Origin of the sequence: Paenibacillus terrae (assembly GCF_000943545.1) — a bacterium.
GTDB lineage: Bacteria > Bacillota > Bacilli > Paenibacillales > Paenibacillaceae > Paenibacillus > Paenibacillus terrae_A.
In genome coordinates this window covers 1-24,183 of record NZ_JTHP01000049.1, presented here as the reverse complement: position 1 = coordinate 24,183, position 24,183 = coordinate 1, and the positions used below count along the sequence as shown (strand labels likewise).

14 protein-coding genes and 1 pseudogene are annotated in these 24,183 nt (G+C 44.9%); all 15 read left to right on the top strand.

Translation table 11 applies throughout. The annotated features are described in order from the left end of the window. The first annotated feature begins 10 nt into the window (after window positions 1–10). Complete coding sequence (locus QD47_RS20710) at window positions 11–2,314, top strand: glycoside hydrolase family 3 N-terminal domain-containing protein (RefSeq protein WP_044647908.1); 2,304 nt, start codon at window positions 11–13, stop codon at window positions 2,312–2,314. Then, the gene (locus QD47_RS20705; RefSeq protein ID WP_044647907.1) at window positions 2,314–5,484 is read left to right on the top strand and encodes an alpha-mannosidase; all 3,171 of its coding nucleotides are present in this window, start codon (window positions 2,314–2,316) and stop codon (window positions 5,482–5,484) included. The genes QD47_RS20710 and QD47_RS20705 overlap by 1 nt, the downstream gene beginning before the upstream one ends. After that, window positions 5,441–6,760: a glycoside hydrolase family 125 protein gene (locus QD47_RS20700; protein WP_044647906.1), complete on the top strand. Its 1,320-nt coding sequence runs from the start codon at window positions 5,441–5,443 to the stop codon at window positions 6,758–6,760. Before QD47_RS20705 ends, QD47_RS20700 begins: the two co-directional genes overlap by 44 nt. Further along, the gene (locus tag QD47_RS20695) at window positions 6,757–9,912 is read left to right on the top strand and encodes a beta-galactosidase (RefSeq protein ID WP_044647905.1); all 3,156 of its coding nucleotides are present in this window, start codon (window positions 6,757–6,759) and stop codon (window positions 9,910–9,912) included. The genes QD47_RS20700 and QD47_RS20695 overlap by 4 nt, the downstream gene beginning before the upstream one ends. Before the next feature lie 39 nt (window positions 9,913–9,951). Further along, window positions 9,952–12,750: pseudogene (locus tag QD47_RS20690) on the top strand (alpha-mannosidase). 560 nt (window positions 12,751–13,310) lie between these two features. After that, a complete protein-coding gene (locus QD47_RS20680) occupies window positions 13,311–13,907 on the top strand; it encodes a hypothetical protein (RefSeq protein ID WP_044647903.1) in 597 nt (198 codons plus the stop codon). A 214-nt stretch (window positions 13,908–14,121) separates the two neighbouring features. Then, a complete protein-coding gene (locus QD47_RS20675) occupies window positions 14,122–15,771 on the top strand; it encodes an LPD1 domain-containing protein (RefSeq protein WP_044647902.1) in 1,650 nt (549 codons plus the stop codon). A gap of 89 nt (window positions 15,772–15,860) precedes the next feature. Further along, the gene (locus QD47_RS20670) at window positions 15,861–16,319 is read left to right on the top strand and encodes a hypothetical protein (RefSeq protein WP_044647901.1); all 459 of its coding nucleotides are present in this window, start codon (window positions 15,861–15,863) and stop codon (window positions 16,317–16,319) included. Between the two features lie 207 nt (window positions 16,320–16,526). Then, window positions 16,527–16,946, top strand: coding sequence for a hypothetical protein (locus tag QD47_RS30155; protein ID WP_052646834.1), 420 nt, complete (start codon window positions 16,527–16,529; stop codon window positions 16,944–16,946). Between the two features lie 461 nt (window positions 16,947–17,407). Continuing rightward, window positions 17,408–18,169: a hypothetical protein gene (locus QD47_RS20660; protein ID WP_044647900.1), complete on the top strand. Its 762-nt coding sequence runs from the start codon at window positions 17,408–17,410 to the stop codon at window positions 18,167–18,169. 609 nt (window positions 18,170–18,778) lie between these two features. Continuing rightward, a complete protein-coding gene (locus QD47_RS20655) occupies window positions 18,779–19,348 on the top strand; it encodes a hypothetical protein (RefSeq protein ID WP_044647899.1) in 570 nt (189 codons plus the stop codon). Between the two features lie 181 nt (window positions 19,349–19,529). Further along, a complete protein-coding gene (locus QD47_RS20650) occupies window positions 19,530–19,844 on the top strand; it encodes a hypothetical protein (RefSeq protein ID WP_044647898.1) in 315 nt (104 codons plus the stop codon). A 189-nt stretch (window positions 19,845–20,033) separates the two neighbouring features. Continuing rightward, a complete protein-coding gene (locus QD47_RS20645) occupies window positions 20,034–20,246 on the top strand; it encodes a hypothetical protein (protein ID WP_044647897.1) in 213 nt (70 codons plus the stop codon). Window positions 20,247–20,488: 242 nt separating this feature from the next. Then, a complete protein-coding gene (locus tag QD47_RS20640; protein WP_052646832.1) occupies window positions 20,489–21,640 on the top strand; it encodes a DNA topoisomerase in 1,152 nt (383 codons plus the stop codon). A 728-nt stretch (window positions 21,641–22,368) separates the two neighbouring features. Continuing rightward, window positions 22,369–24,159: a group II intron reverse transcriptase/maturase gene (gene ltrA / locus QD47_RS20635; RefSeq protein ID WP_235332317.1), complete on the top strand. Its 1,791-nt coding sequence runs from the start codon at window positions 22,369–22,371 to the stop codon at window positions 24,157–24,159. The last annotated feature ends 24 nt before the right edge of the window (window positions 24,160–24,183 follow it).

Here is a 24,183-nt window from a genome sequence, read left to right as displayed (position 1 = left end):
GGGCATGAACATGTTGATTTATAAGGATAAAAGCAAACCGATTGAAGAACGGGTGGAGCACTTAATCGGTTTGATGACGATAGAGGAAAAGGCGGGTCAGCTTGTGCAGCCCTTCGGCTGGCAAGTGTATGAGCACACAGACGGGGAATTGTCCCTGCATCATGCTTTCAAGCAGCAGGTGCAAAATGGGGGAGTCGGCTCCTTATACGGAGTGCTTCGAGCTGATCCGTGGACTGGGGTGACCTTGGAGAATGGCTTGTCTGCCAAGCAGGGGGCGGAGGTCGTGAACCTGATCCAGCGATATGCAGTGGAGCATTCCCGGCTAGGCATCCCGATTCTGATCGGCGAGGAATGCTCTCATGGTCATATGGCAATTGACGGCACTGTATTTCCGGTTCCGCTGTCCATCGGCAGCACGTGGAATGTCGATCTGTATCGTGACATGTGCCGCGCGGTTGCGACCGAAACCCGCGCTCAGGGCGGGGCGGTCACGTACTCACCCGTGCTTGATGTGGTGCGTGATCCGCGCTGGGGACGCACGGAGGAATGCTTTGGCGAAGACCCTTATCTCATCGGCGAATTTGCTGTTGCCGCCGTGGAGGGGCTTCAGGGGGAAAGCCTGCACAGCGAACATAGCGTAGCAGCCACATTAAAGCATTTTGCAGGCTATGGCAGCTCGGAGGGCGGACGTAATGCCGGACCTGTGCATATGGGCTGGCGCGAGCTTTTGGAGGTCGATCTGTATCCATTCCAAAAAGCGGTGGAAGCAGGGGTGCAATCTATTATGCCAGCCTATAACGAAATCGACGGGGTCCCGTGTACAGTGAATGCTGAGCTATTGGACGATATTCTTCGTCAGGCGTGGGGATTTGACGGTCTGATCATTACGGATTGTGGCGCGATTGAAATGTTGGCGAGTGGACACGATGTAGCCGAGAATGGATCGGATGCCGCTGTGCAGGCGATTCGCGCAGGGATTGATATGGAAGTGTCTGGTGAAATGTTCGGAAGTCATCTGGTCGAGGCGGTTCACGCTGGCAAGCTGGAGACGAGTGTGCTGGATCGGGCGGTTCGCAGGGTGCTCACGCTAAAATTCAGGCTGGGTCTGTTTGACAAACCGTATGTGAATGCGGAACGAGCGGAGCAGGTGATTGGTCGGGCGGAGCATATTCGGTTGGCTCGTCAGCTTGCGACTGAAGGGATTGTGCTGCTCAAAAACGTCGATAGAACGCTTCCCCTGCCGAAAACCTCCAAGCGTATTGCGGTCATCGGCCCGAATGCAGATCAGGTCTACAACCAACTGGGCGATTATACATCACCGCAGCCGAGAGCCCGTGTGGTAACTGTACTTGATGGCATCCGTAGCAAGCTGGGGAAGGATCAGGATAGCGTTCTGTACGCACCTGGCTGCCGGATCAAGGGAGAATCTCGGGAAGGCTTTGAAAATGCACTGGCATGTGCGGCTGAGGCCGATACAGTGGTGATGGTGGTCGGAGGATCCAGTGCCCGCGATTTCGGGGAAGGAACGATTGATCTGAAAACCGGCGCCTCGAAGGTATCGGATCACGATTGGAACGACATGGAATGCGGCGAAGGCATCGACCGGATGACGTTGGGGCTTGCGGGGGTACAGCTTCAACTCATGCAGGAAGTCTACAGCCTGGGAAAGGAACTGGTCGTCGTATATATTAACGGGCGACCGATTGCTGAGCCGTGGGTGGAGGAGCATGCGCACGCTATTTTGGAAGCATGGTATCCCGGTCAGGAGGGGGGACATGCAATCGCGGATATTTTATTTGGGGATGTAAATCCTTCCGGACGATTAACCCTCTCCATCCCTAAGCATGTCGGGCAGTTGCCAGTATATTACAATGGCAAGCGTTCCAGGGGCAAGCGGTATCTGGAGGACGATGCCGCGCCGCGCTATCCGTTTGGCTACGGTCTCAGCTACACGACGTTTAGCTATGAAAGGTTTACATTAAGCGCCAATTCGATCCGAGTGGGTGAATCCGTTACGGTTACAGTCGATGTAACCAACACGGGCAAACAGGAAGGGGCTGAGGTGGTTCAGTTGTATATCTCGGACACGGTGAGCTCGGTGACCCGTCCAATCAGGGAACTCAAGGGCTTTTGCAAGGTTGTATTAAAGCCTGGGGAAACACGCTCAGTGGAGTTTGTTATAGGCTCCGACAAGCTGCAATATATAGGACGTGATCTACAGCCAGTCATTGAGGCAGGTCGATTTTCTATTCAAGTAGGCAGGCACTCCAAGGACACCCTGTGTGCCGAGTTGATCGTACGGGAGGATGAATAATGGAGCGTATCAAACGCCTGATTCGGGAATTATCGGAATGCCAATGGCTGGAGAAGCTGGATTTGCGGAGTTGGAACATTACACAATCCACTTACCAAACACCAGGTCAATACGAAGACGCCGCACCTTTATCGGAAGGACTGGACCTCAAGCGATTCCCCAGCAGTCAGGGGACGACTTATTTTTTTCGAACGCAGTTGGTTGTACCGACAGCGTGGTTGAGAGAGCCTTTTGGATTGGTATTTGAGTCCGGGGGAGAAGGATTGCTGCGGGTCAACGGTGCTTCCTATCACGGGCTTGACCGCAATCATACCTATGTCACGCTTAATCCGCAGGTCATCGGGCCTTCACCGGAATTGGATATAGAATTGTTTGATCCTGTACCCGAACCCGTTGATCCGCTCAATCGGCAGGCTGTCATTCAACCCCCGATTTCTTCCATTACAAGCTATCTTGTACGTCCAAACAAGCCCGTACAGAGCCTGATGTATACCATTACCGTCGTCAGCGAAGCCGCTATACTGCTGGCTGAGGGTGATATCCGCAGAATACGCTTGCTGGAAGCTCTGTATGGGGTGATGGATCGCTTTGCGAATCTGGAGGAAGACGCCATTCGAGAAGGGGGTGCGATTTCAGCCACAGAAAAGGAGCTGATTCGGCAGGTTCAGGAGATCGGCGGAAATGCGCAAGGTTTGGAGCACATGGTAGGACAGTCGCACATCGACATTGCCTGGCTGTGGCCGATGCGCGAGACTGTACGGAAAACAAGCCGAACCTTCTCAACGGTGGATACGTTGATGGACGAATACCCGGCATATCAATATGCGCAGAGCCAACCGCTGCTGTTCTCTTTTGTAAAGGAAAATGATCCAGAGCTGTATGAACGGGTCAAAGCGAGAGTCGCCGAAGGACGATGGGAGCTGGTCGGGGGGATGTGGGTAGAGCCTGATTTGAACCTGCCCAATGGCGAATCACTCATCCGCCAAATGCTGTATGGTCAGCGTTTTTACCAACAGGAATTCGGCAAAACCTCTCATATCGAATGGCTGCCGGATACGTTCGGCTACTGTGCGTCCCTGCCGCAGATTTTAAAGCATGGGAAGATAGACTATTTTATGACGACCAAGCTCGGCTGGAATGATACGAATGTGTTTCCTTACGATTTGTTCCACTGGGTGGGCATTGATGGCACTTCGATGTTGTCCTACCTCAATCATGGTGTGAATGAAAATACACGGCCGCAGGACATACATGACCATTGGCAGTCCTATCGCGAAAAATCGGCTCATCCTGAGCACATGTTGCTCTATGGACATGGAGACGGCGGCGGCGGAGTTACGCGTGAAATGCTGGAATATATAGAGCGTTCTCCGCTAATGGTGGGACTGCCCGCGAGTCGGTTCAGCACGGCGGGGCAGTTTTTCGCAGGCATAGATCAGGCGCATCCGAAGCTTCCCCAATGGCATGGTGACTTGTACCTTGAGCTGCATCGGGGAACCTACACGACCCACGCCCGCAACAAACGTAATAACCGGAAAGCGGAGGGATTCTACCGCGAGGCAGAGCTGTGGAGCACGCTGGCATTACCAAAGCTGGAGCCGGAGCAGGCGCAGGACATCTATTCGGCATTACATGAGGGCTGGAAGCTGATTTTGTTGAATCAGTTCCACGATATTATTCCCGGCTCGGCGATTACCGAGGTTTACGGCACTTCGGATAAGGAGTATCAGCAAATTTTCGAATGGGGACATGTCGGGCTCCAACAGGGAATTGCGACGCTGGCGGCTCAAGTGAACACGGAAGGCTCGAGGACAGGAACGCCGTATCTTGTGTTTAACAGCCTGGGCTGGAGCCGTAGTGCCGTGATCCATATCGCTGCGGAATCGGCAGAGGGATTGTGTGCTTATGACTACGCTAATGATGAAGCCGAGCGGCTGGACACCGATGTGGAGGAGGGCGGCATTTCGGTGCGTATTCCAGACATTCCTGCACTGGGCTACAAAACGATTTGGCTGGAGCGAGAACAGGCCGGAACAAGTGGACAGTCCGAAAAAACTGTGAATTCTGGATCGCTGGAGGATCGCTGGGAGACGGCATTGTATAAGGTGCAATTTAATGAGCAGGGCGAAATCATTCGTCTGCTGGATAAAGCGGCAAACCGTGAAATTGTGAAGCCGGGGGAACGGGCAAATCGTTTTCATTTATTCCATGATCGTCCGACGCTGTGGGATGCATGGGATTTGGATGACCGCTATGAGGAACAGGTAGCAGGAGAAGCCGAGTTGCTTGAAAAACGCTTAGTGCTCCAGGGAAAAACGAAGGATGTGCTGCGCTTTCGATGGCGAATCCATCAATCTGAAATGACGCAGGATATGATCTTTTATCATCATGAGCGGCGAATTGATTTCAAGACGCATGTGAGCTGGAATGAAGCGCACAAGCTGCTAAAGGTAGGCTTTCCTGTAGATGTGGTTACGGACAAGGCGACCTATGAAATTCCTTTCGGTGCTTTGGAGCGGCCGACCCATCGGAATACAAGCTGGGAGCAGGCGCAGTATGAAGTGTGTGGACACCGATTTGCGGATGTTTCCGAGCACGGCTATGGCGTGAGTCTGCTCAATGATTGCAAATATGGCTACGACATTCAAGACAGCACCATCCGTCTGTCTCTGCTGCGTGCACCCAAATGGCCGGATAAAGATGCCGATCTGGGCGAGCACGATTTTACGTATTCGCTATATCCGCATGTGGCAGACTGGCGCAGCGCCCATACCTTGCGTCATGCGGCTGAGCTGAACCATGATATGCCTGTTGTGCAACAGCAAAAGCACAGCACCGGAGTGCTGCCGAGCAGCGGATCGTTCATTAACTTTGATAGCCGTCACGTTGTGCTGGATACGATCAAGCCGGCCGAAGATGGGCTGGGGACGGTTCTTCGTTTGTACGAATCTTCTGGGGGACGGGAAACGATCAAGCTGACCTGGCCTTACACGTTCAACGCAGCCTACGTGTCGAATGCGCTGGAGGAACCCGTGCAGCCGCTTGAGCTGGAAGGTAGCTGTCTCACGTTGTCTTTTATACCTTATGAAATTAAAACGATACGTTTGCAAAGGAGCGAAAAAGCTATTGGAACAATTCAGGCTTCCCAAAATACCGATGCCCGACCTTGACATGCCGCAGGCTGTTCAGGATGTACTCAAGGAAGCGGAGCAAGCACTGGCTCACAGGCCGAAGCTGCTGAAGCTGTTTAAAAACTGTTTTCCGAATTCGCTGGAGACGACGACCAAACTAATGGATGATGGGACAACGTTTCTCATTACAGGTGATATTCCGGCTCTTTGGTTGCGGGATTCCGTAGAGCAGGTTATTCATTATGTGCCGTTAGCCAGGGAGGATGCTGATTTACAGCGTATCATTGGTGGTCTGATCAAGCGCCATATTCATTATGTCCTCATAGACCCGTATGCGAATGCGTTCAATGAGACGGCGAATGACTGGCACTGGAATGCGGCTGATGAGACGGAAATGTCGCCATGGGTGTGGGAACGAAAATTTGAGATCGACTCGCTTTGCTTTGTCATTCGGCTGGCTTATATGTACTGGAAGGAAACGGAGCTTACCGATATTTTTGATTCAAAATTCAAGACGGCTCTGCGTAAAATGGTGGATGTGTTCAAAACGGAGCAGCGTCACCAAGAGCAATCTGCGTATCGGTTTACGCGTAATAACGGCATTTCCACCGATTCCTTGCGCAATCAGGGACTCGGTATGCCTGTAAATTATACGGGGATGATTTGGTCGGGCTTCCGTTCCAGTGATGATGCTTGCGATTTCCACTACAATATACCCGGCAATATGTTTGCGGTGGTTGCTTTGCGGCAGATGCAGGAGTTTGCGGAGTGGGTATTCCGTGATATGGACTTCCTGAACGAGCTGAAGGAGCTGGAGGCTGAGGTGGAGCACGGTATTCACTTGTACGGCATTTACCGCCACCCGGTATTCGGGCCTATATATGCTTATGAAACGGACGGATTTGGCAACTACTGCCTGATGGATGACGCAGGTACGCCGGGATTAATGTCCATTCCGTATTTGGGCTATACGACGGCGGACGATCCTATCTATCAAAATACGAGACGCTTCGCTTTAAGCCAGGAGAATCCGTTTTACTTTGAAGGCAAGGCGGCCAAAGGCATCGGAAGTCCGCACACCCTACCGGGTTACATCTGGCATATGGCCCTGTCTATGCAAGGATTAACGGCCCAGACCGCAGAAGAGAGGCTGGAAATGATCCGGATGCTGGAAGCGACAGATGGGGACACCGGATATATGCATGAAGGCTTTCATGCCGATGATCCCACGGTTTTTACGAGAAAATGGTTCGCCTGGTCCAACAGTCTGTTTGCCCAGCTTGTGTATAAGGCCATGAAGGATGGCTTGTTATGAATGAATCCATAGTAAACCCATCCATCGTTGTTTTCAGTGAGCAAGGCTTTCCCGCTATAGGGAGCCTGTTGCCAGACGGGGCATTTCAGGGAGTTGCAGACGTGGTGGTCGTACGAGCCGATGAACTGGCTGAAACGCTAAAGCATATGGACAACGGCTGCTTTGTCAATCTGCATGCACCGTACTTCCCCAAGTCCGCCTGGACCGAAATCGTGGCATTTCTCCACAGGGGAGGGGGGCTGCTTAACGTCGGGGGAGCACCCTTTAAGCATCCGGTCCGCGATCCTGCTGATGAGTATGGAGACTGGGTAATTGAGACTGAGCAGACTGCGTATCATCAGGAACTGCATATTCATGAGGTGCTGAGAGTGGACGCGTCGAAGGTGGCTTCCCTGGTCGCATCAGAGGATATTCCTGTGCTGTGTGGTCAGGAGTCTCTGTTCCAGGTGGCGGATACGTGGAATCTCGTTCCACATACGACCAAAAGCAGCGATCTGCCGCACCAGATGGGCTCTGCCGGGCCGATAAATACGCGAATTTATCCTTTGCTCAAGGGAGTAAGTAAGGACGGACGGGACATTGCCGCCCCGGTGGTGCTATGGGAGCATGCCCGAGGTCTGTTTGCCAGCGCACGCTGGATGTTTGCTCATTTGCCATTGACGGATACCTTTTGGGAAAAGGATGGTGAACGGTTGCTTGCCCAATGGGCGAATTTCTGCGCCAAGGGGACGACGGAGCTATCTCTCAAGCCGAACTATGCGGCCTATGAGCCTGGAGAACGCGCTATACTGACGCTTCAAACCCAAAGGTTGCAACGAGACAAAGCCACGCACAGGGATCAGGAAGTATGGAGTTTTGACCTGACGGTGGAACAAGTGTTGGATGACGGCGGCCAGCAGGTATGGAGCCAGCGTTTGCAGATTGAGGTTAGCAGGGAGCAAGGCTTTGTACGTATTCCCCTTACCTTTTCCATCCAAAGCGGGTTGTATCGAGTTATTTGCCGGGCCGAATCACCGGATGGAGAAGTGCGCATGTTGAGGCAGGGGTTTTGGGGGCAGGATGCCGGGCTGCTGGCCGAAGGACAGAACATGACGCGCAGCCGGGATTATTTTATAAAGGATGGGCGCCCGTTGCCTGTTGTCGGCATGACCTATATGACCTCAGATGTAGCACGGAAATTTCTGTTTTTGCCCAATGCAGCCGTATGGGACCGGGATATGGCCCAGATGGCCAAAGCGGGTATCAACTGGATTCGTACAGGGGTATGGACGGCTTATCGCAATATGATGCAGATAGACGGGCACGCCTCGGAAGAGGCGCTTCGCGCGATTGATGCTTTTTTGCTGACAGCCAAAAGGCATGGATTGCAGGTGACGTTCACGTTCTTTTCTTTTACACCGGAAACATGGGAAGGGGTTAACCCTTATCTCGATCCGCAAAGCGTGGAAGCACAAAAGCGGTTCATTCGCAGTATTGTCAGCCGTCACACGGCTACAACCCATGTGGATTGGGATCTGATTAACGAGCCTTCCATGTTTGATCCGTCGCGCATTTTCGCGGATGGTCCGCGTTCTGCGAGGGACTCATGGGAACAGGAGGCGTTCAGCACGTGGTTGAAGCAACGGCACGGCAGTATTGAGGCTTTGCAGGAAGCGTGGAACATGACGCCACAGCAGCTTCACCGTTTTGCTTCTGCCACGATTCCTGAGCCGGAGGAGATCAACTTCGGTGTTCAGGATATGCATCAGGCCAAAAAGGGGGCCAAATGGCTGGACTACTGCCTGTTTTCGATGGATATGCACAATCTGTGGGCCGAGCAATTGGCGACTACAATCCGGGAGCTTTGTCCCGGGCATTTGGTAACTGTAGGTCAGGACGAGGCACTGGGCGCGCAGCGGCCATCTCCGTTTTTTTATGAGGCGGTGGTGGATTATACGACGGTGCATTCATGGTGGCTGAATGATCATTTGGTGTGGGACGGTATTTTTGCCAAAACACCAGACAAACCGAATCTCGTGCAGGAAACCGGAATTATGTATGTCGAAACGCCGGATGGTCGAGCCAAGCGTTCAGAGGCGGAGCTGCGCGACATGCTGGAGCGCAAGTATGCGTATGCCTTTTCGACTGGTGGAGCGGGTGCGATTCACTGGATCTGGAATACGAATTTTTACATGGATAATGCCAATGAATCGCACATCGGGGCGCTACGTGCGGATGGGACCGAGAAGCCGGAGGCAGAGGTGTCTTACGATTTTGGGTGTTTTATGAATGATATTCGTGATCTGTTTACGGACCGGGAGCTGGAGGAAACGGTTGTCGTGTTTCCGTATTCCAATGATTTTTCCAACCGATCACTTGCTTTTGGTGCCACAACGCGGCTTACCCGGGTGATGTCCTATGATCTCAAGCAGCCGTTTCGTTCTGTCTCCGAGTATCATCTGGACTCGCTCAAGCGGCAGTTACCGAAACTGATTATGATCCCTAGTGCGCACAATTTCGACAGTACATCGCTGGAACATCTTCTGGAAATGGTGCGATCCTTCGGTGTGACTTTACTAGTCACTGGACCGTTGGGCCTTGATCCTTACTGGAAAGTGAGCGACCGGGTCGATGATATTATTGGGCAGCGTACGCTGGGCAATGTCCAACGGGAGGAAGTGCTGAGTCTGGAGGGTCAAACCTTCCCTGTCTCATTCGGTCAGCGACGAATCGCTGAGGTGGCTAAGGAGGAACAACTGTCACTGGAAGCGGCTGGAGCGATGGGTGATGAAGTCGTGAACCTGCGGCTTGGCAAGGGGCTCTTGATCTGGAGTCCGCTTCCACTGGAGTTGAATGGCAGGGATGAGCCGATTGCTGAGCTATATCGCTACGCCCTCACTGCCGCCGGGGTGGAGCGAGAGCTGGAGTGGATAGACGGTGGCGATCAGCCGGGACTATACGGACGTAAACTCAACTTCGAGAACGGGGGCCTGTATATTTTCGTATCGGAGTTTTCCAGGGATACCCCGGTGCGTATTCGGGATAAGGAGACTGGAATATCCTACGCTTTTCTGCTGCCAAGGAGCCGTTCTGTCCTGTTTGCTGTGGATCGCGAAGGACGGTTGCTTGCGGTATATCGTCCCGAGGACGTGAATATTAAAGTGATGCAGTGAACAAATGTCAGGTCATGACATACGGTGGGGAGATATACGATGAGCGAGCACAGGGATGAACCAATCAACAATCAAGCCGGAAGCAGGGAAGCGGGCACATACACAGACAGCAAGACGACAGCACATATTATTTCTCATACCCACTGGGATCGGGAGTGGTATTTGCCTTATGAGAAGCACCATATGCGCCTGATTAGCCTGATGGATTCTCTGTTGGACAAACTGGAGCAGGACCCGGATTATAGAAGTTTCTACCTGGACGGGCAGACGATCATTCTGGAGGATTATCTACAGGTTCGCCCCGAGCATAAGGAACGGCTGGAGCAGCATATTCGCAATGGTCGTATTTTTATCGGACCCTGGTACATTTTGCAGGATGCTTTTCTGACCAGCGGCGAAGCCAATGTACGGAATATGCAGATCGGACACCGCGATGCCGAACGTTACGGCAATCCGTCCAAGATCGGATACTTACCCGATACGTTTGGTCTGGTTGGGCAGACTCCGCAGTTAATGCTACAGTCGGGGATTACGAATGTTTTCTTCGGAAGGGGCGTAAAGCCGACAGGGTTTAACAATACAGTGTCGGATAGCGGCTACGAGTCCTCCTTTTCGGAACTGTTATGGACGGGGCCAGACGGATCGGAGGTACTGGGTATTTTATTCGCCAACTGGTATTCCAACGGCAATGAGGTGCCGGTAGATGAGGCGGAAGCCAAGGTTTATTGGAAGCGTAAACTGGATGATGCGCAAAAATATGCTTCAACTGGCGAGCTGCTATTCATGAACGGATGCGATCATCAGCCTTTACAGCTTGATTTACCAGAAGCGATCCGTACGGCACAGAAGCTTTATCCGGATATCGAGTTTGTTCATTCCAATTTCAACGATTATCTGACCTCTCTGAAACAGGCTTCCCAAAGGCAACTCTCGTCTGTGAAGGGAGAGTTTCGCAGTCAGCGCACGGACGGCTGGGGAACGCTGGTGAATACGGCTTCTGCCAGGGTGTATTTGAAACAGATGAACCAGTTGGGACAAGTGATGCTGGAAAAAGTGGCTGAGCCGATTGCGACCTTCGCGCATCTGTTAGGGCAGGCTTATCCTCATCATTTGTTCACCTATGCCTGGAAAACACTGATGCAGAACCATCCGCATGACAGTATTTGCGGCTGTAGTGTGGACGAGGTGCACCGTGAGATGGTGAGCCGGTTTGATAAGAGCCGTCATGTAGCCGAGAGCATTGTGGATGAAAGCATAGAGGTCATTGCGCAAGCAGTGGATACGACGGGCTTCAGTCGCTTTGGAGAAGATGCGTTGCCATTCGTGATTTTTAATACGTCAGGCTGGGAACGCAGTGGTATAGTGTCGGCAGAACTGGAAGTGGTGCGTCTGTACTTCCGTGAAGGATACACGCTTGAGGAGGCCGCCCATCGAGCGAAGAAAGTGGATCTTTCCGGGCGCGTACTGGTGGACTGTGAAGGGTATCCGGTGGCATGCAAGGTGGAGGACCTCGGGCTACAGTTCGGTTATGATCTGCCGGATGACCGATTCCGCCAGCCTTACATGTCTCGTCGGGTTCGCCTTACCTTTGAGGTTGAACGTGTGCCCCTGCTAGGCTTAAAAACCTATGCTTGGCTGAGAAGCAATGTTGAGACGGACTCCTCTTCGCTTTTTCATGGCAGTCGAAGTATGGAAAATGATCTGCTTCACGTCGAAATTGCGGATAACGGCTCTTTTACCCTGACGGATAAGCATACAGGCCGCAGCTACAAAGACCTTGGCGTATATGAAAATGTTGGTGATATCGGCAACGAGTATATGTTCAGGCAGCCCGAGGGAGAGCAGGCGCTGACCACCAAAGATTTGATCGCTGACATTCGCGTGCTTGAAGATACACCTTATCTGGCATCCATGGAGATTATCCATCATTGGGAAATACCGGCCTCTGCGGATGAAACGCTGGAGTAGGAGCAGCGAGAGCTGGTTTATTATCCGTACCGCCAGGCTCAGCGCTCCCGACAGACCGTTCCGCTGACGATACGGACTGTCATTTCTTTATCTCGGAACAGCAGGGGTGTTTCCATGGAAACCACCTTCAACAACCAGGCCAAGGATCACCGACTTCGCGCTCTGTTTCCGACAGATATAGATTCTGCTGAGCATCGGGTGGACTCCATGTTTGAAATTGCAATCCGGGACAATGAACCCGCACCTGAGTGGGAAAACCCAAGCAACACACAGCATCAGCAGGCGTTTGTGGATGTAAGCGGGGAACAGGCTGGTCTGACCGTAGCCAATCTCGGGTTGAATGAATATGAAATGCTGCGTGATGGACGTAACACGATTGCAGTAACGCTGCTTCGCTCAGTTGGCGAGCTGGGTGATTGGGGATGGTTCCCGACGCCAGAAGCGCAATGCCCAGGTGAGTTTACCGCCCGTCTGGAGATCATTCCACATGATGGCGACGGTATTCAGTCCGGCGCATATACAGAAGCCTATCAATACCAAATTCCTTGGATTGTAAAACAAACGGGGATTCATGCAGGTACAGTTGCTCCAGATTATGCGCCGTTTGGTTGGAAAAGCGCGGAGCTCTCTTTTTCCTCTATGAAAATGAATGAGCTATCGGGGGATGTGCTGTTACGCTGGTACAATATGAGTCATAGTATAGCCGAATTAACTATCAAGCCCGGGCCGCAGCAGTACGATTTTTATAAAAGTAATATCCTCGAAGAACAAGGAGAAGGCATACTAATGGATTCTTCTGATGAGTTACATCAGGCTGTAAAGCCGCATGAAATTATCACGCTTGGCTTCAAAGTGAAGCCCCAACAATAAAGAGAAGAAGGCCATAGCAGCATGCATGTTCAGCCCCGATGATGAGTTATTTCATCGGGGCTTATTATCATTTTGTTAAAAGTGAATAGTAGAAAGGGAAGTTTCCAATAGTGCCTCACTCAAAGTCTAACTCATTGAGCATGATTTTTCTTTGTCAAAATTCTTTAAATGAATTTGATCTACTAATCGGTGTACCAGGTAAAGGGAAGCTCGGCGTAAAACAAGCTTCCTGCTTCAATCTTTCTCAGTACAATCTCCACGGTTGTCATTTTATCCAGGATCGACCTGCAGGCTACAGCCAGAGGTGGGCTTGTAAACCTTGTGATTTTTCAAATGGTTGTAGGAAAATTTCAAAAATTAAGGTATGGATAACGACAGTAGAAAAATTATGGCGCTTTCTTAGGGAAGGTGATGTATTGGCTAATACAATCATTTTTACGATCAAGAGTCTCCTGAATCCCCCAAAAAAGACGAGTAATATGTGTGGTATATAGATAGATTGAGTTGGTAAGAATGATATTATCAGAAAATGTATAAGTCATCGAAAGGAGACGGAAAATGTGAGTGATAACGGAAGTAGGAAACGAGAGCCTATATGGAGTGATACTGAAGACATGATCCTGGCGGATATAATTTTGCAACATATCAGTAGGGGTTCAACACAGTTAAAGGGTTTTACTGAGGCATCGGATCGATTAGTAAGTCGTACTAGCGGAGCATGTAGCTTTAGATGGAATAGTTTTCTCCGAAAAAAGTTAAAGAATGAGATCATTGAAGCCCGTAAAAAGAAGAACTCTTCTATACCTGGAGGACATGAAATAGGAAATCCGCAGTTTTATACGGAATCAAGCATCCAAAGTCCGAGTGAATTATCGACAGTATATCACTTGGAACATGTGTTATCTCCGGAGAGATTGAAAGCAGTAATTGATTATGTACAGGATTTAAGTACGATTCATTCCCTCTTTCGAGATCTACATGCATCGTTGGAAGAGAAGGACAGAGAGAACAGCTGCCTGAAGGAAATGAATCAAGATTTACTTTTGCGAAACAAAATCTTAGAAGAGGATTGGCAAGAATTTTCTACTTTAGCAGAACGATTTAAACAAAGGGGTAATGGACAATTCACATCCTCAACAAAAAATGCTATTATGTAAGCATTACTTGACTAAAATTCTAACTCTAAGCCATGCGGCACTGGAGATCTCATTTAAAACACACTTCCAAAGTGAACTTCCTGATCATTTTGATCGGAATACCTTAACGGTATAGTTCATTTTGAGGTGTGTTTTTTGTTATCCCTTTTTGCATATGGTCATAGATGCTGGATTTTAGTCATTTTTACTATAACGATGCATAGGGGATGTACTAATGGAGCGAATTCATACATTAAAAAAAGATGAGATATTAAAACAACAATTTGATTATTATGGTCTATCTCACCTAATAGCTGATGTAAAATTTTCTGTAACACATGGACAGAATATCAATGAACAAATGAATAAGTTTGATTCAGCCGTACAAAGAAAGGTTAAAGGTATTTTTTTTGGCTTAAATATTCAAGAAAAACTTGAGTTTATTGAAGAAATATCCTTTGGCCCTCATAAATTAAAAATAGAGTTATTAACAAAGTTTGAATCGGAAACAGAAAAATCAATTCTAAACCTGCTATGTATTGGTGCAAAATTGAAAGATAAGGACAATGTTGTGGAAAGGTTTCAACCTGCAAAAATAACCATAAGCTATGAGGGGAAAATGGATGCAGCATATACTTTCCTAAACCGTCAGCTTAAGCCCACATACCATATGAGGCACTGGGGTTTAAAGAGAAATTCCAAAGAAATAGGACACTTTTTGTTTGCAGATTGCTTAAAGATGTTAACGAAGACTATCTCGAAAAATACTTTGATCCAGTTTTCAGAAAATCAAGAGGATTACATTCGCTACAAAATAGCTGATTACTATTCTCAACGATCCATTACGATGAATATGACTATTCTTCCTGAAGACGATCGGTTTGCTGGGATGGTAAAGCAGGAAATTTATAAGAATAAGCTACCTTTCATTGGTTGTGAATCCTCTCTGGTAGATAATTATTATTCTTATGAAGATTTTTCTCTTCAGAAAAATGAAGGTATTCCTCATATTTTATGTACAAAGCAAGGGAAGGAAATCATAATACCACGTTTCATTCGGAGTATGGCCATCGCTAGACATAAGACGGAACGACTTCTGGAGGAACAGTCCACATACGCCAAGGCATTTCAAAATAAAAAACATGTTAGTGTAAAAGTGAAATCTGTTATGGAGAATAATGATTTTTTAACTCATTACGGTAAAGTGGAACTTGATAATGAAGTTGACTTAACACGATTTAACACATTGGAGCTAGAATTTAATGTTTTAAAAAATAAGATATATATTCCGATAGCAAATGACTACAGCTTTAGGATAAGAAAGCTTGGACAGCATCGTGCAGCTGGGCTTCATTACGCGTTTTATCGTGCAACGATTATTGATATTGAACATCCGAGTTCCTACATTCATGAGCTTGGACACCAGATAGATAGCACGATGGATAGAAACAGCATGCTGAGTGAGGGTTTAGATTTTCTTCGTGTCATTGAACTTTATGAAAAACTAACCGAAGAGAGAGTGTCACTCCTACCAAAGGAACACCCTTTTATAGAAGTATGGACTGGAACGACAAAATACAATCGAGAATACTATTCTCAACCAACTGAAATTTTCGCTCGTGCGTATGAGCTTTATATCTTCAAATGTCTGCAAATAGAATCATCATTTCTCAAAGAGAATTATGACTCTCCAGTTTATCCTTCAGATAAAACTTTTCTTAAGATAATAGAGTCTTACTTTAATGATTTATTTGTTGATTTTGTACCGGCTATTAAACCTATAGAGGAAACATCCCACAATAATACAGCAGAAGAGACTGAATTAAGCACCTTAAAGGTAAAGAAGTATGATTATACAAACAGTGAACAGATTTATTTATTTTGAAAAAAAGTATAGAAAATTAGTTTGAATTAATAGTGGTTAGAAGACATTACTTAAATCGAAGCTTATAATTAATTGGAAGGTGAGTTGTAATGCTTAAAATCAATCAACGATATAAATATTGGGAATTATGGTATGACGAAGAAGGAGAAAGACAGTGTGCAGGGACTCATTGGTCAGAAGAATGGACGGATATTGAAAAATTAAATGCCATGGAAGAATCGGATATAGTGGAACTAATTACAGAAAACCAAGAATTCGCGAAGACTTATCGAGGAGAAAAGGTAACAAAACAAAGTATTAAGCCTGCAGTAAGAGAAATTAAATCACTAATTGATTGTATTAATTTGTCCTTCGTTCTAAAAAAATTGACCGAAGAACAAAAAGGAATTTATATAGTCATGAATGATTATCTAAAAATTAAAGAATTATCTCAGAGTCACATTCCTGACCAAATCTTCTTTGATGATTTTGAACATCAACTACGCTTGTTATTTAAGAGTATGCAGGCTAAATTGAAAACATCAATAGAGAAATATAATCTGAGTTGAGGAACATTCTATATAAATATATAGCACTAAAATTGAAAGTACTGCTGGGAATCTTCTTTTAAGTCATCAGCAGACTAAGAAGGAGCTATGAATGGTAATATCAATGGGTAAAGCAGTCTATGAAGTAGATGCAGAAGCTCTAGAGAACGGGAGCTTTGTTGTAATACGTATAATATCGCAAGATATTGAACAAGAAAGAGAGCGAAGATGGAAAAATACGAAAAATTGAGAACTGCGCTAAATCAATTGGATCATTGTCACCTAGAATGTGATGGGATGACGCGAGTCATAAGCTTCCTACTCGGTTTAGCCTTTATACCTCATTCTGTCATGATTGGAGACATAACAAGTATTCGGACGAAGAGTACAATTCAGCCACATCTATGGATCAAATTGCCGAATAGGATGATAGTTGATTATCGAGCTAGAATGTGGCTTGGTGACGGAGAAGAAATCCCACATGGTATTTTCGATTCAAAGCAATGGGAGCTGGTTCGATACAAAGGTCGTGAATGTACTCCATTTCCAATTAATGATCCGATTGGACATATTCTTGCATTCACCAATGGTATCGACATAGATAAAATCGTTGCCGATTTGTCTGAGATAAATAGTGAATTCAAGTAATCATTCGAATCTACAATAAAACTTTAAAGGTATTAAGGTCTTTTGAATCTGAATCAAAACTAGAAGAGGAACAAGCGGACGACAACGTCTACTTGTTCCTCTTCTAGTTTTTGCAAGGCGAGGCGTTTAAACATGATAGTTTCCATATATGCATATTTTAAAACACCTCACTCTACGGACAATCAAAATACATTTTGTGTGATATCTAGATACCAAGATAAAATCCATCCGATTGCCTGTATTTAGAAATTCTGCGTAGAGTTATAAGGAGAAGTAGGATAATATGTCCTTAAAGAGTGGTCTATGCTAAAATTAAAAGATTAAATAACTCCTTAAATGCCTACTACTTATGATAGAACTTTTGTAGCATAACCTTGAATGACGACCATTTGCTAAAATACAATTGTTTCAGCATTAAAAGTGTTTAAAAGAAGGATTTAATTAAGTTAGGAGGGGTTGTCTTGCAAAAATCATTGACTCCCTTGATACCCGCTAAAATCGGCCTTAGTGCGAAAGATGTTATTTATTTAATTGTTTTTCGTGAACTACAAAATGGTCCGAAATATATAAGAGAATTATTTGACTCAGTTATAACTGAATCAGTCAATCTAAAATCTAAGTCCTATATCTATCAAGCTGTCCAAGATATGGCTTCAATAGGATGGATATCTTGTATCGAGACTAGAGGGATGAAACGTATCATGGCTGTTACTGAGTCTGGAACAAAAAAACATGAAGACTTTACTAATACATACTTGAATTTATTGCGACGTTTGAAGGGAGCTGCTGATTACTTCGAATATATTATCACTGGTTCTGGGAGCAAAGAGCAACCCATTTGGGATGAAGGTGTATTGAAACATTTCAATCGTCTCATCAGTGTGCGCCATCTGGCCCGTTTTTTGTTTCTTTCGATCTTGAATGATCCTGAACATAAACCAGGGACAGTAGTAAACATTTACGAATTAATGGCTAAACGTTATAGCTGGCAGTGTGGAGAAGGATACATGTATGATCTTGCTCATGAAATGGAAGACCATAGTAATGGCTGGGTTGAGGGAAGATGGAACTCCATACGAAGGCATCATTATATTTATCGTCTCACTGATCTTGGAGTACTCATGATCTCCAAAGAAGGTGAGTCCGCTCTCAACTATATACGAAACCTTCAGCATTACACCCGTAGTTTGCTCCGTCTATTTCCGAACTTGAATGAAAGATAAATAGTTTCTCTCAGAATATAGTTGTTTTATTTCTCGAAAAAAACCTATTCGTTTATGATAGATGATAATGGTTATGAAAATCATCGTTGGTCTGATGGTCATTACTGAATGGGAGTGAGTTTTAACGGATTCTGGCTAATTTCAAATTACAAAAGTAAGAGGGTTTAACATGTTCCTCGCTAGTCTTAACTCGTTCGGGAAAGCAATGGACCGATTTTAAAACATAGCTGAGATCATAGTATTAGGTTGGCGAAAAGCGGATTTAAAATTATACACCCATAAGATGTGGAGTGTACTTCCAAGCGGACTCCCTTACATTATTGTACATACAAAGGGACCGGGTAACCTAACATTCATTATCGGCATAAAAAGTTACATATATATTCAAGCGTTCAGCTCTTCGACGGGCGGGCTCTGACTTTGATAGAGCTTGTTATTCTTTTTTTTACCCCATTGACCCTTATGGAGGATGATGGTAACTACCATTCATCCTTTTTTAGTGACCGTGGGATGATCCAACTAATAATACTAATAACTGAAATAGGGTTAAACCAAATGAACCAAGATTTATAGAGCATTTTTTATCTTTAAAATAGAAAGGTGTTTTTTATGAATAGAACAGAATTCATTGAACAAATTATATCCTCTTGTACAAAGACAAGAAATGAAAACGAAATCGATAAATCAGAAAAAACGAAAATAACCATTTCCGTAAAGAGAGAAGAGCTCAAACTTGGCCAGATCCAAAGGCATCTTAATATTATTGAACGAGCGGAGAAAAAAAAATCAAAAGCACGTAGCTCCATCACGCTTACGTTTGAGGGCTACAATAATCGGAGTCTTATACAGCATAGTGAAATACGTGAATATTTACGCAGGCTTTTCAAAATAAAGCCACACATGTTTTATTACCTTAGTAAGGAAAGCAATATTCAAGCTATATTACTTTCTCTCTTAGAAGTAGATACCGGTACCTATGGGAAATTGTTTGCTGATAGACTAAAGGGGCAGGCTGAGTTTACTTTCTATGGCGCAGATCTTAACTCACATATACGTAAGCATGTTATCCCAGCTGTACGGTATGCAAATAAAATGAAAGAATCACCTAATGCTCAAAAAGACTTAATTGTCTTCCTTTTAGATTCTATTGACTATGAGAGGCTTAACGAGGAGTTATAGTATTTGAGATACAAATCCGTATGGATGGGTTTTGATCTTATTTAGATTTTAAGTTGAGAAAAGATAAAAATCACGTAATGGTGAGTCTTGTGAAATCATTAAGATGAAATGCTAAACTTAAAATTGGCTACAGACAGCTCTGTAAACTATAATATGGGATGACGAAAAAGGAGAAATATACATGAATCAATCAATTAAATACCCCATAAGCTTGTCCGGGGTTGTCTTCTACTGGGAGAATGGTTGTTATTATGAACTGTTTGAAAATGGGGTACGCAAGGAAATGACTCGTGGGGTATTTGAATCGCGCTCAGCTGAATACAACCAAAATGGAACTCCTATCATGATAATAGATGATAAACAAATTGATTTATTACTTCAAATATGGAGCCAAGCTCCAAATAAAATTGAAAAGAACGACTGCAATTTTACTTTGACTTCAGCATCATTACAGAAGAGGAGTATAACTTATTGGCGTAGATATTGTGAAAATTAAGGTTGTGAATAATGATGAATTATATGTTGGTTTCGATTATGAACCAACAGTAAAAAAAGAAGTTGCAGCTTTGATCTTGGCGTGCAATTTAGAAGGATTGAATTCCTATGGTAATGGAGAGGTAGACAGAATTATTTAGAAAGGTTAAATCAATGAACATATAATAAAAATAAAGGAGAGTTGAAATACATGAACACGGATCAATGGATACATACAGGAGAAGCTGAGAACGGGTTGCAAATTTGGGTCACAGAGTATAATGAAGATGGAGTACGATATATAAAAATTGCCTATAAAGATAACGAGGGCAATCGAGTGGGGAAAATTCAGGATTATCCTGTCGCTGAAATCAGATTACTCAATGCATTAGTTGATACACTTGAAACTGAGAATGGACTTTAAGACTAATGTTAGATATCAGTAGGATGGAATGGTCTATGTATATTATCTTTCACTTATTTCTATTTCTCTGGTACGTAGATCTCTCAACTCAATACGATAACCAAACTGTGACATAGTATCAGATTTTTGCTATAATAGTATTAAACACCATAAACACAAAAAAGAGAAGCACTCTTTCCCATTTTAACGGGATAGTTGTGCTTTTTTTGCATTTGTTATTTTTTAAAAGAGGAGGTATGAACATGAAAGTCGTCCTTGCGGAGAAGAAGATTCAAGCCGAAGAACTGGCAAAACCTTTTCCTCATAAAAAAGCTCGCGGATACATTGAACTATTACCAGGCGCAACCTTTCCTAAAGGAGGATTTCTTGTTTGGGCTTCTGGACACTTAATTTCTTTAGCTGAGCCCGATGAATATGATCCAAAATATAAGAAATGGAACATTCAAGATCTACCAATTGTTCCTTCGAACTTTAAGTATAAAATAGACCGTGCCAAGTCTGGGCTTTACAGTACTATTAAAAGGTTTGTAAATGATCCAAAGGTAACCGAAGTCATTTTAGCAACCGATCCAGCTAGAGAGGGGGAACTCCTGGGACGACTTATTTTACGGCAAGCAGGGAATAAGAAGCCCGTAAAACGTTTATGGACTTCTTCCCTTACCAAAAGCGCAGTTGAGCAAGCCTTTCAAAACTTACTCCCTGAGGCTACAAAGAGGAATCTTTATTATGAGGCTTACAGCAGACAATGTGCCGATTGGCTAGTAGGGATGAATACGTCCCGATTATATTCTTTAATGCTCCAAAGTAATGGTGTCAAAGCGGACGGAAGTTTTTCCACCGGCCGTGTACAAACCCCTTTACTTTCCCTAATCGTAGAAAGGGAGCTTGGAATTGACAACTTCGTTTCAAAACCATTCTGGCAAGTTTTCGCGGATTTTGAGATGAATGGGAATTTCTACCGAGGTCAGTGGTATAAGGATTCCTTATTTAATTTACCTGTAGAGAAACTATCTTTAGACTTGATTCAAGCCTGTCAGGGAAAGCCTGCCGAAATTCGAAATGTGATAAAAGAACAGAAGCAGTTTAAACCTCCCTTGTTACATAATCTTTCTTCACTACAAACTTTGGTGAATAAAAGACACCGTTACTCACCTCAAGATGTGGGCGACATTGTTCAAGGACTATACGAACGTGGGATTGTAAGTTACCCGAGATCTGATTCACAGTATGTTACAGAAAATGAAGCAGCTACTTTCCCTACGATTCTCCGTAAGTTGGAAGAAGTCAGTGAATTTTCTGCTCTATTACCTGCACCTATAAGTACATTGGTTGGAAATAAGCGATACGTAAATCCGGAAAAAGTTTCTGATCACTATGCCAGTGCGACACGTTAACCCGAAATTCTAATAGAAATATTAGTTGGGAAGGTTTAGTAGAAAACTGAAGAATCCTTGAGGGGAATGAAAGCCTTCATGCTGCGCTGAAACCCTTACGCTAATACTCCCCTAAGCAGGAACATCGGCTATAGATCGAACTGTTTAAAGCGGGGTGAAGTCGGTGAAAATTGCAGGAATTAAGAACTGCAATTTTGAGTAACCGGGTGGTTGTGGTATATGGTGAGGATGTGTATATACACTGACGAACTTCTGAATGTACGGGTCTACAGGTGGTTATTTTATCTGTGATGATAAAATAGTACCAATTTATGGTACGTTAGTGGAGATGAGTAAAACTTTGCGTTATGAAAGTCTCTATATCGAGCATATGACGATATCAAGCTAACAGGCTCAAAGGAAGCACCTAAGTATCATGTTAACAGGATTCTTTGGAACGTGGAAAGCCAGAAACTGCATCCTTCAAATGGATAAAACTTATAGCCAAGGGCAGTTGTAGACGAAAACCTGCAAAGGTAAATAAGCTACTTTATTCTGGTGAGAGTAGTGCCACAGTACCGATGAAGCAGTGATAACAAGCTGTGGAGGGATAGGCACAAGTCAAGAAATGTTTATTTGATTGATTCAAAATTCGCTCTGCTTTTCGGGTATGACAGGGAAAGCAATTCCGTACAAGGAGTTGTCCCAGTAGAGCAATGAATAAATATCGTTACAATGACTACTATGAGATGACCAATGTGCTTGACGACTTATACTCAAAATCGAGCCAGAACATCTCGTTTCGGAACCTAATGGATATCATTGTAAGTGACGGGAACATCCGTCTCGCCTACAGGACGATAAAAACCAATACTGGAAGCAACACTGCTGGTGTAGACAAGGTAACAATCAAAGAAATAAAGGACAGTGACTTAGACTCTTACATTAAGGCTGTTAAGCTAAAGTTGACACAATTTAAGCCAGACACAGTCAGAAGAGTTTTCATTCCAAAAGCAAATGGCAAGACAAGACCTTTGGGCATTCCAACTATGATTAACAGACTAGCTCAACAGTGCATTAAACAAGTACTCGAGCCTATTTGTGAAGCGAGATTTCATCCCCATAGCTATGGTTTCCGTCCCAATCGAAGCACCAAACATGCGATATCTCGGATGATGTCATTAATCAACATAGGGAAATTCTATTACACAGTCGACGTTGATATCAAAGGGTTCTTCGATAATGTTAATCACAACAAGCTGATTAAACAGATGTATGCCCTTGGCATACAAGACAGGAAACTTCTGAGTATAATAAAAGCTATGCTAAAAGCTCCTATTCAAGGAGAAGGAATCCCGTGCAAAGGAACTCCGCAAGGAGGAATCTTGTCACCCCTGCTTTCGAATATTGTTCTTAATGAATTTGATTGGTGGATATCTTCACAATGGGAATCATTTCAAACCACTAGGACTTACATCAACTATCATAGTCGATACAACCAACAGAAAAAGTCCAATTTGAAACAGATATTCATCGTGAGATATGCAGACGACTTCAAAATACTCTGCAAAGACTACAATACAGCTAAAAGGACTTTCATTGCAGTCCAAGATTGGTTAAAAGTCAGATTAAAGTTAGATATAAGCGAAGAAAAATCCAAGATAATTAACTTGAGAAAGAATTACTCGGATTTCTTGGGAGTCAAGATCAAAGCTATTAAGAAGGGTAAAACCTTTGGAGGATATGTTGCCAAGTCGCATATCTGTGACAAAGCACTTGTGAGAATGAAAATGGAAATTAAGAACCAAGTTAACTTAATCTCCAAAAACATCGAATCTGCACATATCACCAAACTCAATAGTATGATTCTGGGATGGCACGAGTATTATAGTTGTGCAACCTGCTCAAATCTTGATTTCGCAAACCTCGCTTTCTCTGTAAAGAAGCACATGTATCATAAGTTCAGGCAAATTGGAAAATACCAAACGCCGAATAATGATGAAATTTCACCTCTCTACAGAAGGTTTTACGGGAACTCAAAATCTCGCACCTGGAAAATTCACAATGTTATCATTTACCCTATTAGTTATATTCAACACCAAAAGGTAATGAACTTTAGCCAAGACATTTGCGATTATACTCAACATGGTAGGACTCGCTCCACCAAGAAATTGAGTAGCCATACGGATGCCGAAATCATCAGGTTGGCAAGAATGTACAATCCATTTGAAAGCGCAGAGCTCAACGATAACAGAATTTCAAGGGCCTCAATGACACAGCTCAAATGCGAGGTAACGAAGGACAAGCTGGACATCTTAGATTTCCACTGTCACCACGTAATTCCTAAACACCTAGGAGGAAACGATAATTTCAATAACCTGAGGATTGTCCACAGAGACGTCCACAAGTTGATACATGCGACTTCGCCCGAAACCATCGAATTTTATTCCTACATCATCAGCAATGATAATGCGCTTAAAAAGGTCAATAAACTTCGTAGTCATTGTAATCTTGAACCAATCATTCTAACATTCTCTTGATGGAACGCTGTATGAGGGGAAACT

What these genes read in the sequence shown, in the direction of transcription:
- QD47_RS20710 (WP_044647908.1), top strand. Translation starts at nt 11, where the DNA reads ATGTTGATTTATAAGGATAAAAGCAAACCGATTGAAGAACGGGTGGAG.
- QD47_RS20705 (WP_044647907.1), top strand. Translation starts at nt 2,314, where the DNA reads ATGGAGCGTATCAAACGCCTGATTCGGGAATTATCGGAATGCCAATGG.
- QD47_RS20695 (WP_044647905.1), top strand. Translation starts at nt 6,757, where the DNA reads ATGAATGAATCCATAGTAAACCCATCCATCGTTGTTTTCAGTGAGCAA.
- QD47_RS20675 (WP_044647902.1), top strand. Translation starts at nt 14,122, where the DNA reads ATGGAGCGAATTCATACATTAAAAAAAGATGAGATATTAAAACAACAA.
- QD47_RS20670 (WP_044647901.1), top strand. Translation starts at nt 15,861, where the DNA reads ATGCTTAAAATCAATCAACGATATAAATATTGGGAATTATGGTATGAC.
- QD47_RS30155 (WP_052646834.1), top strand. Translation starts at nt 16,527, where the DNA reads ATGGAAAAATACGAAAAATTGAGAACTGCGCTAAATCAATTGGATCAT.
- QD47_RS20655 (WP_044647899.1), top strand. Translation starts at nt 18,779, where the DNA reads ATGAATAGAACAGAATTCATTGAACAAATTATATCCTCTTGTACAAAG.
- QD47_RS20650 (WP_044647898.1), top strand. Translation starts at nt 19,530, where the DNA reads ATGAATCAATCAATTAAATACCCCATAAGCTTGTCCGGGGTTGTCTTC.
- QD47_RS20645 (WP_044647897.1), top strand. Translation starts at nt 20,034, where the DNA reads ATGAACACGGATCAATGGATACATACAGGAGAAGCTGAGAACGGGTTG.
- QD47_RS20640 (WP_052646832.1), top strand. Translation starts at nt 20,489, where the DNA reads ATGAAAGTCGTCCTTGCGGAGAAGAAGATTCAAGCCGAAGAACTGGCA.
- ltrA (WP_235332317.1), top strand. Translation starts at nt 22,369, where the DNA reads ATGACCAATGTGCTTGACGACTTATACTCAAAATCGAGCCAGAACATC.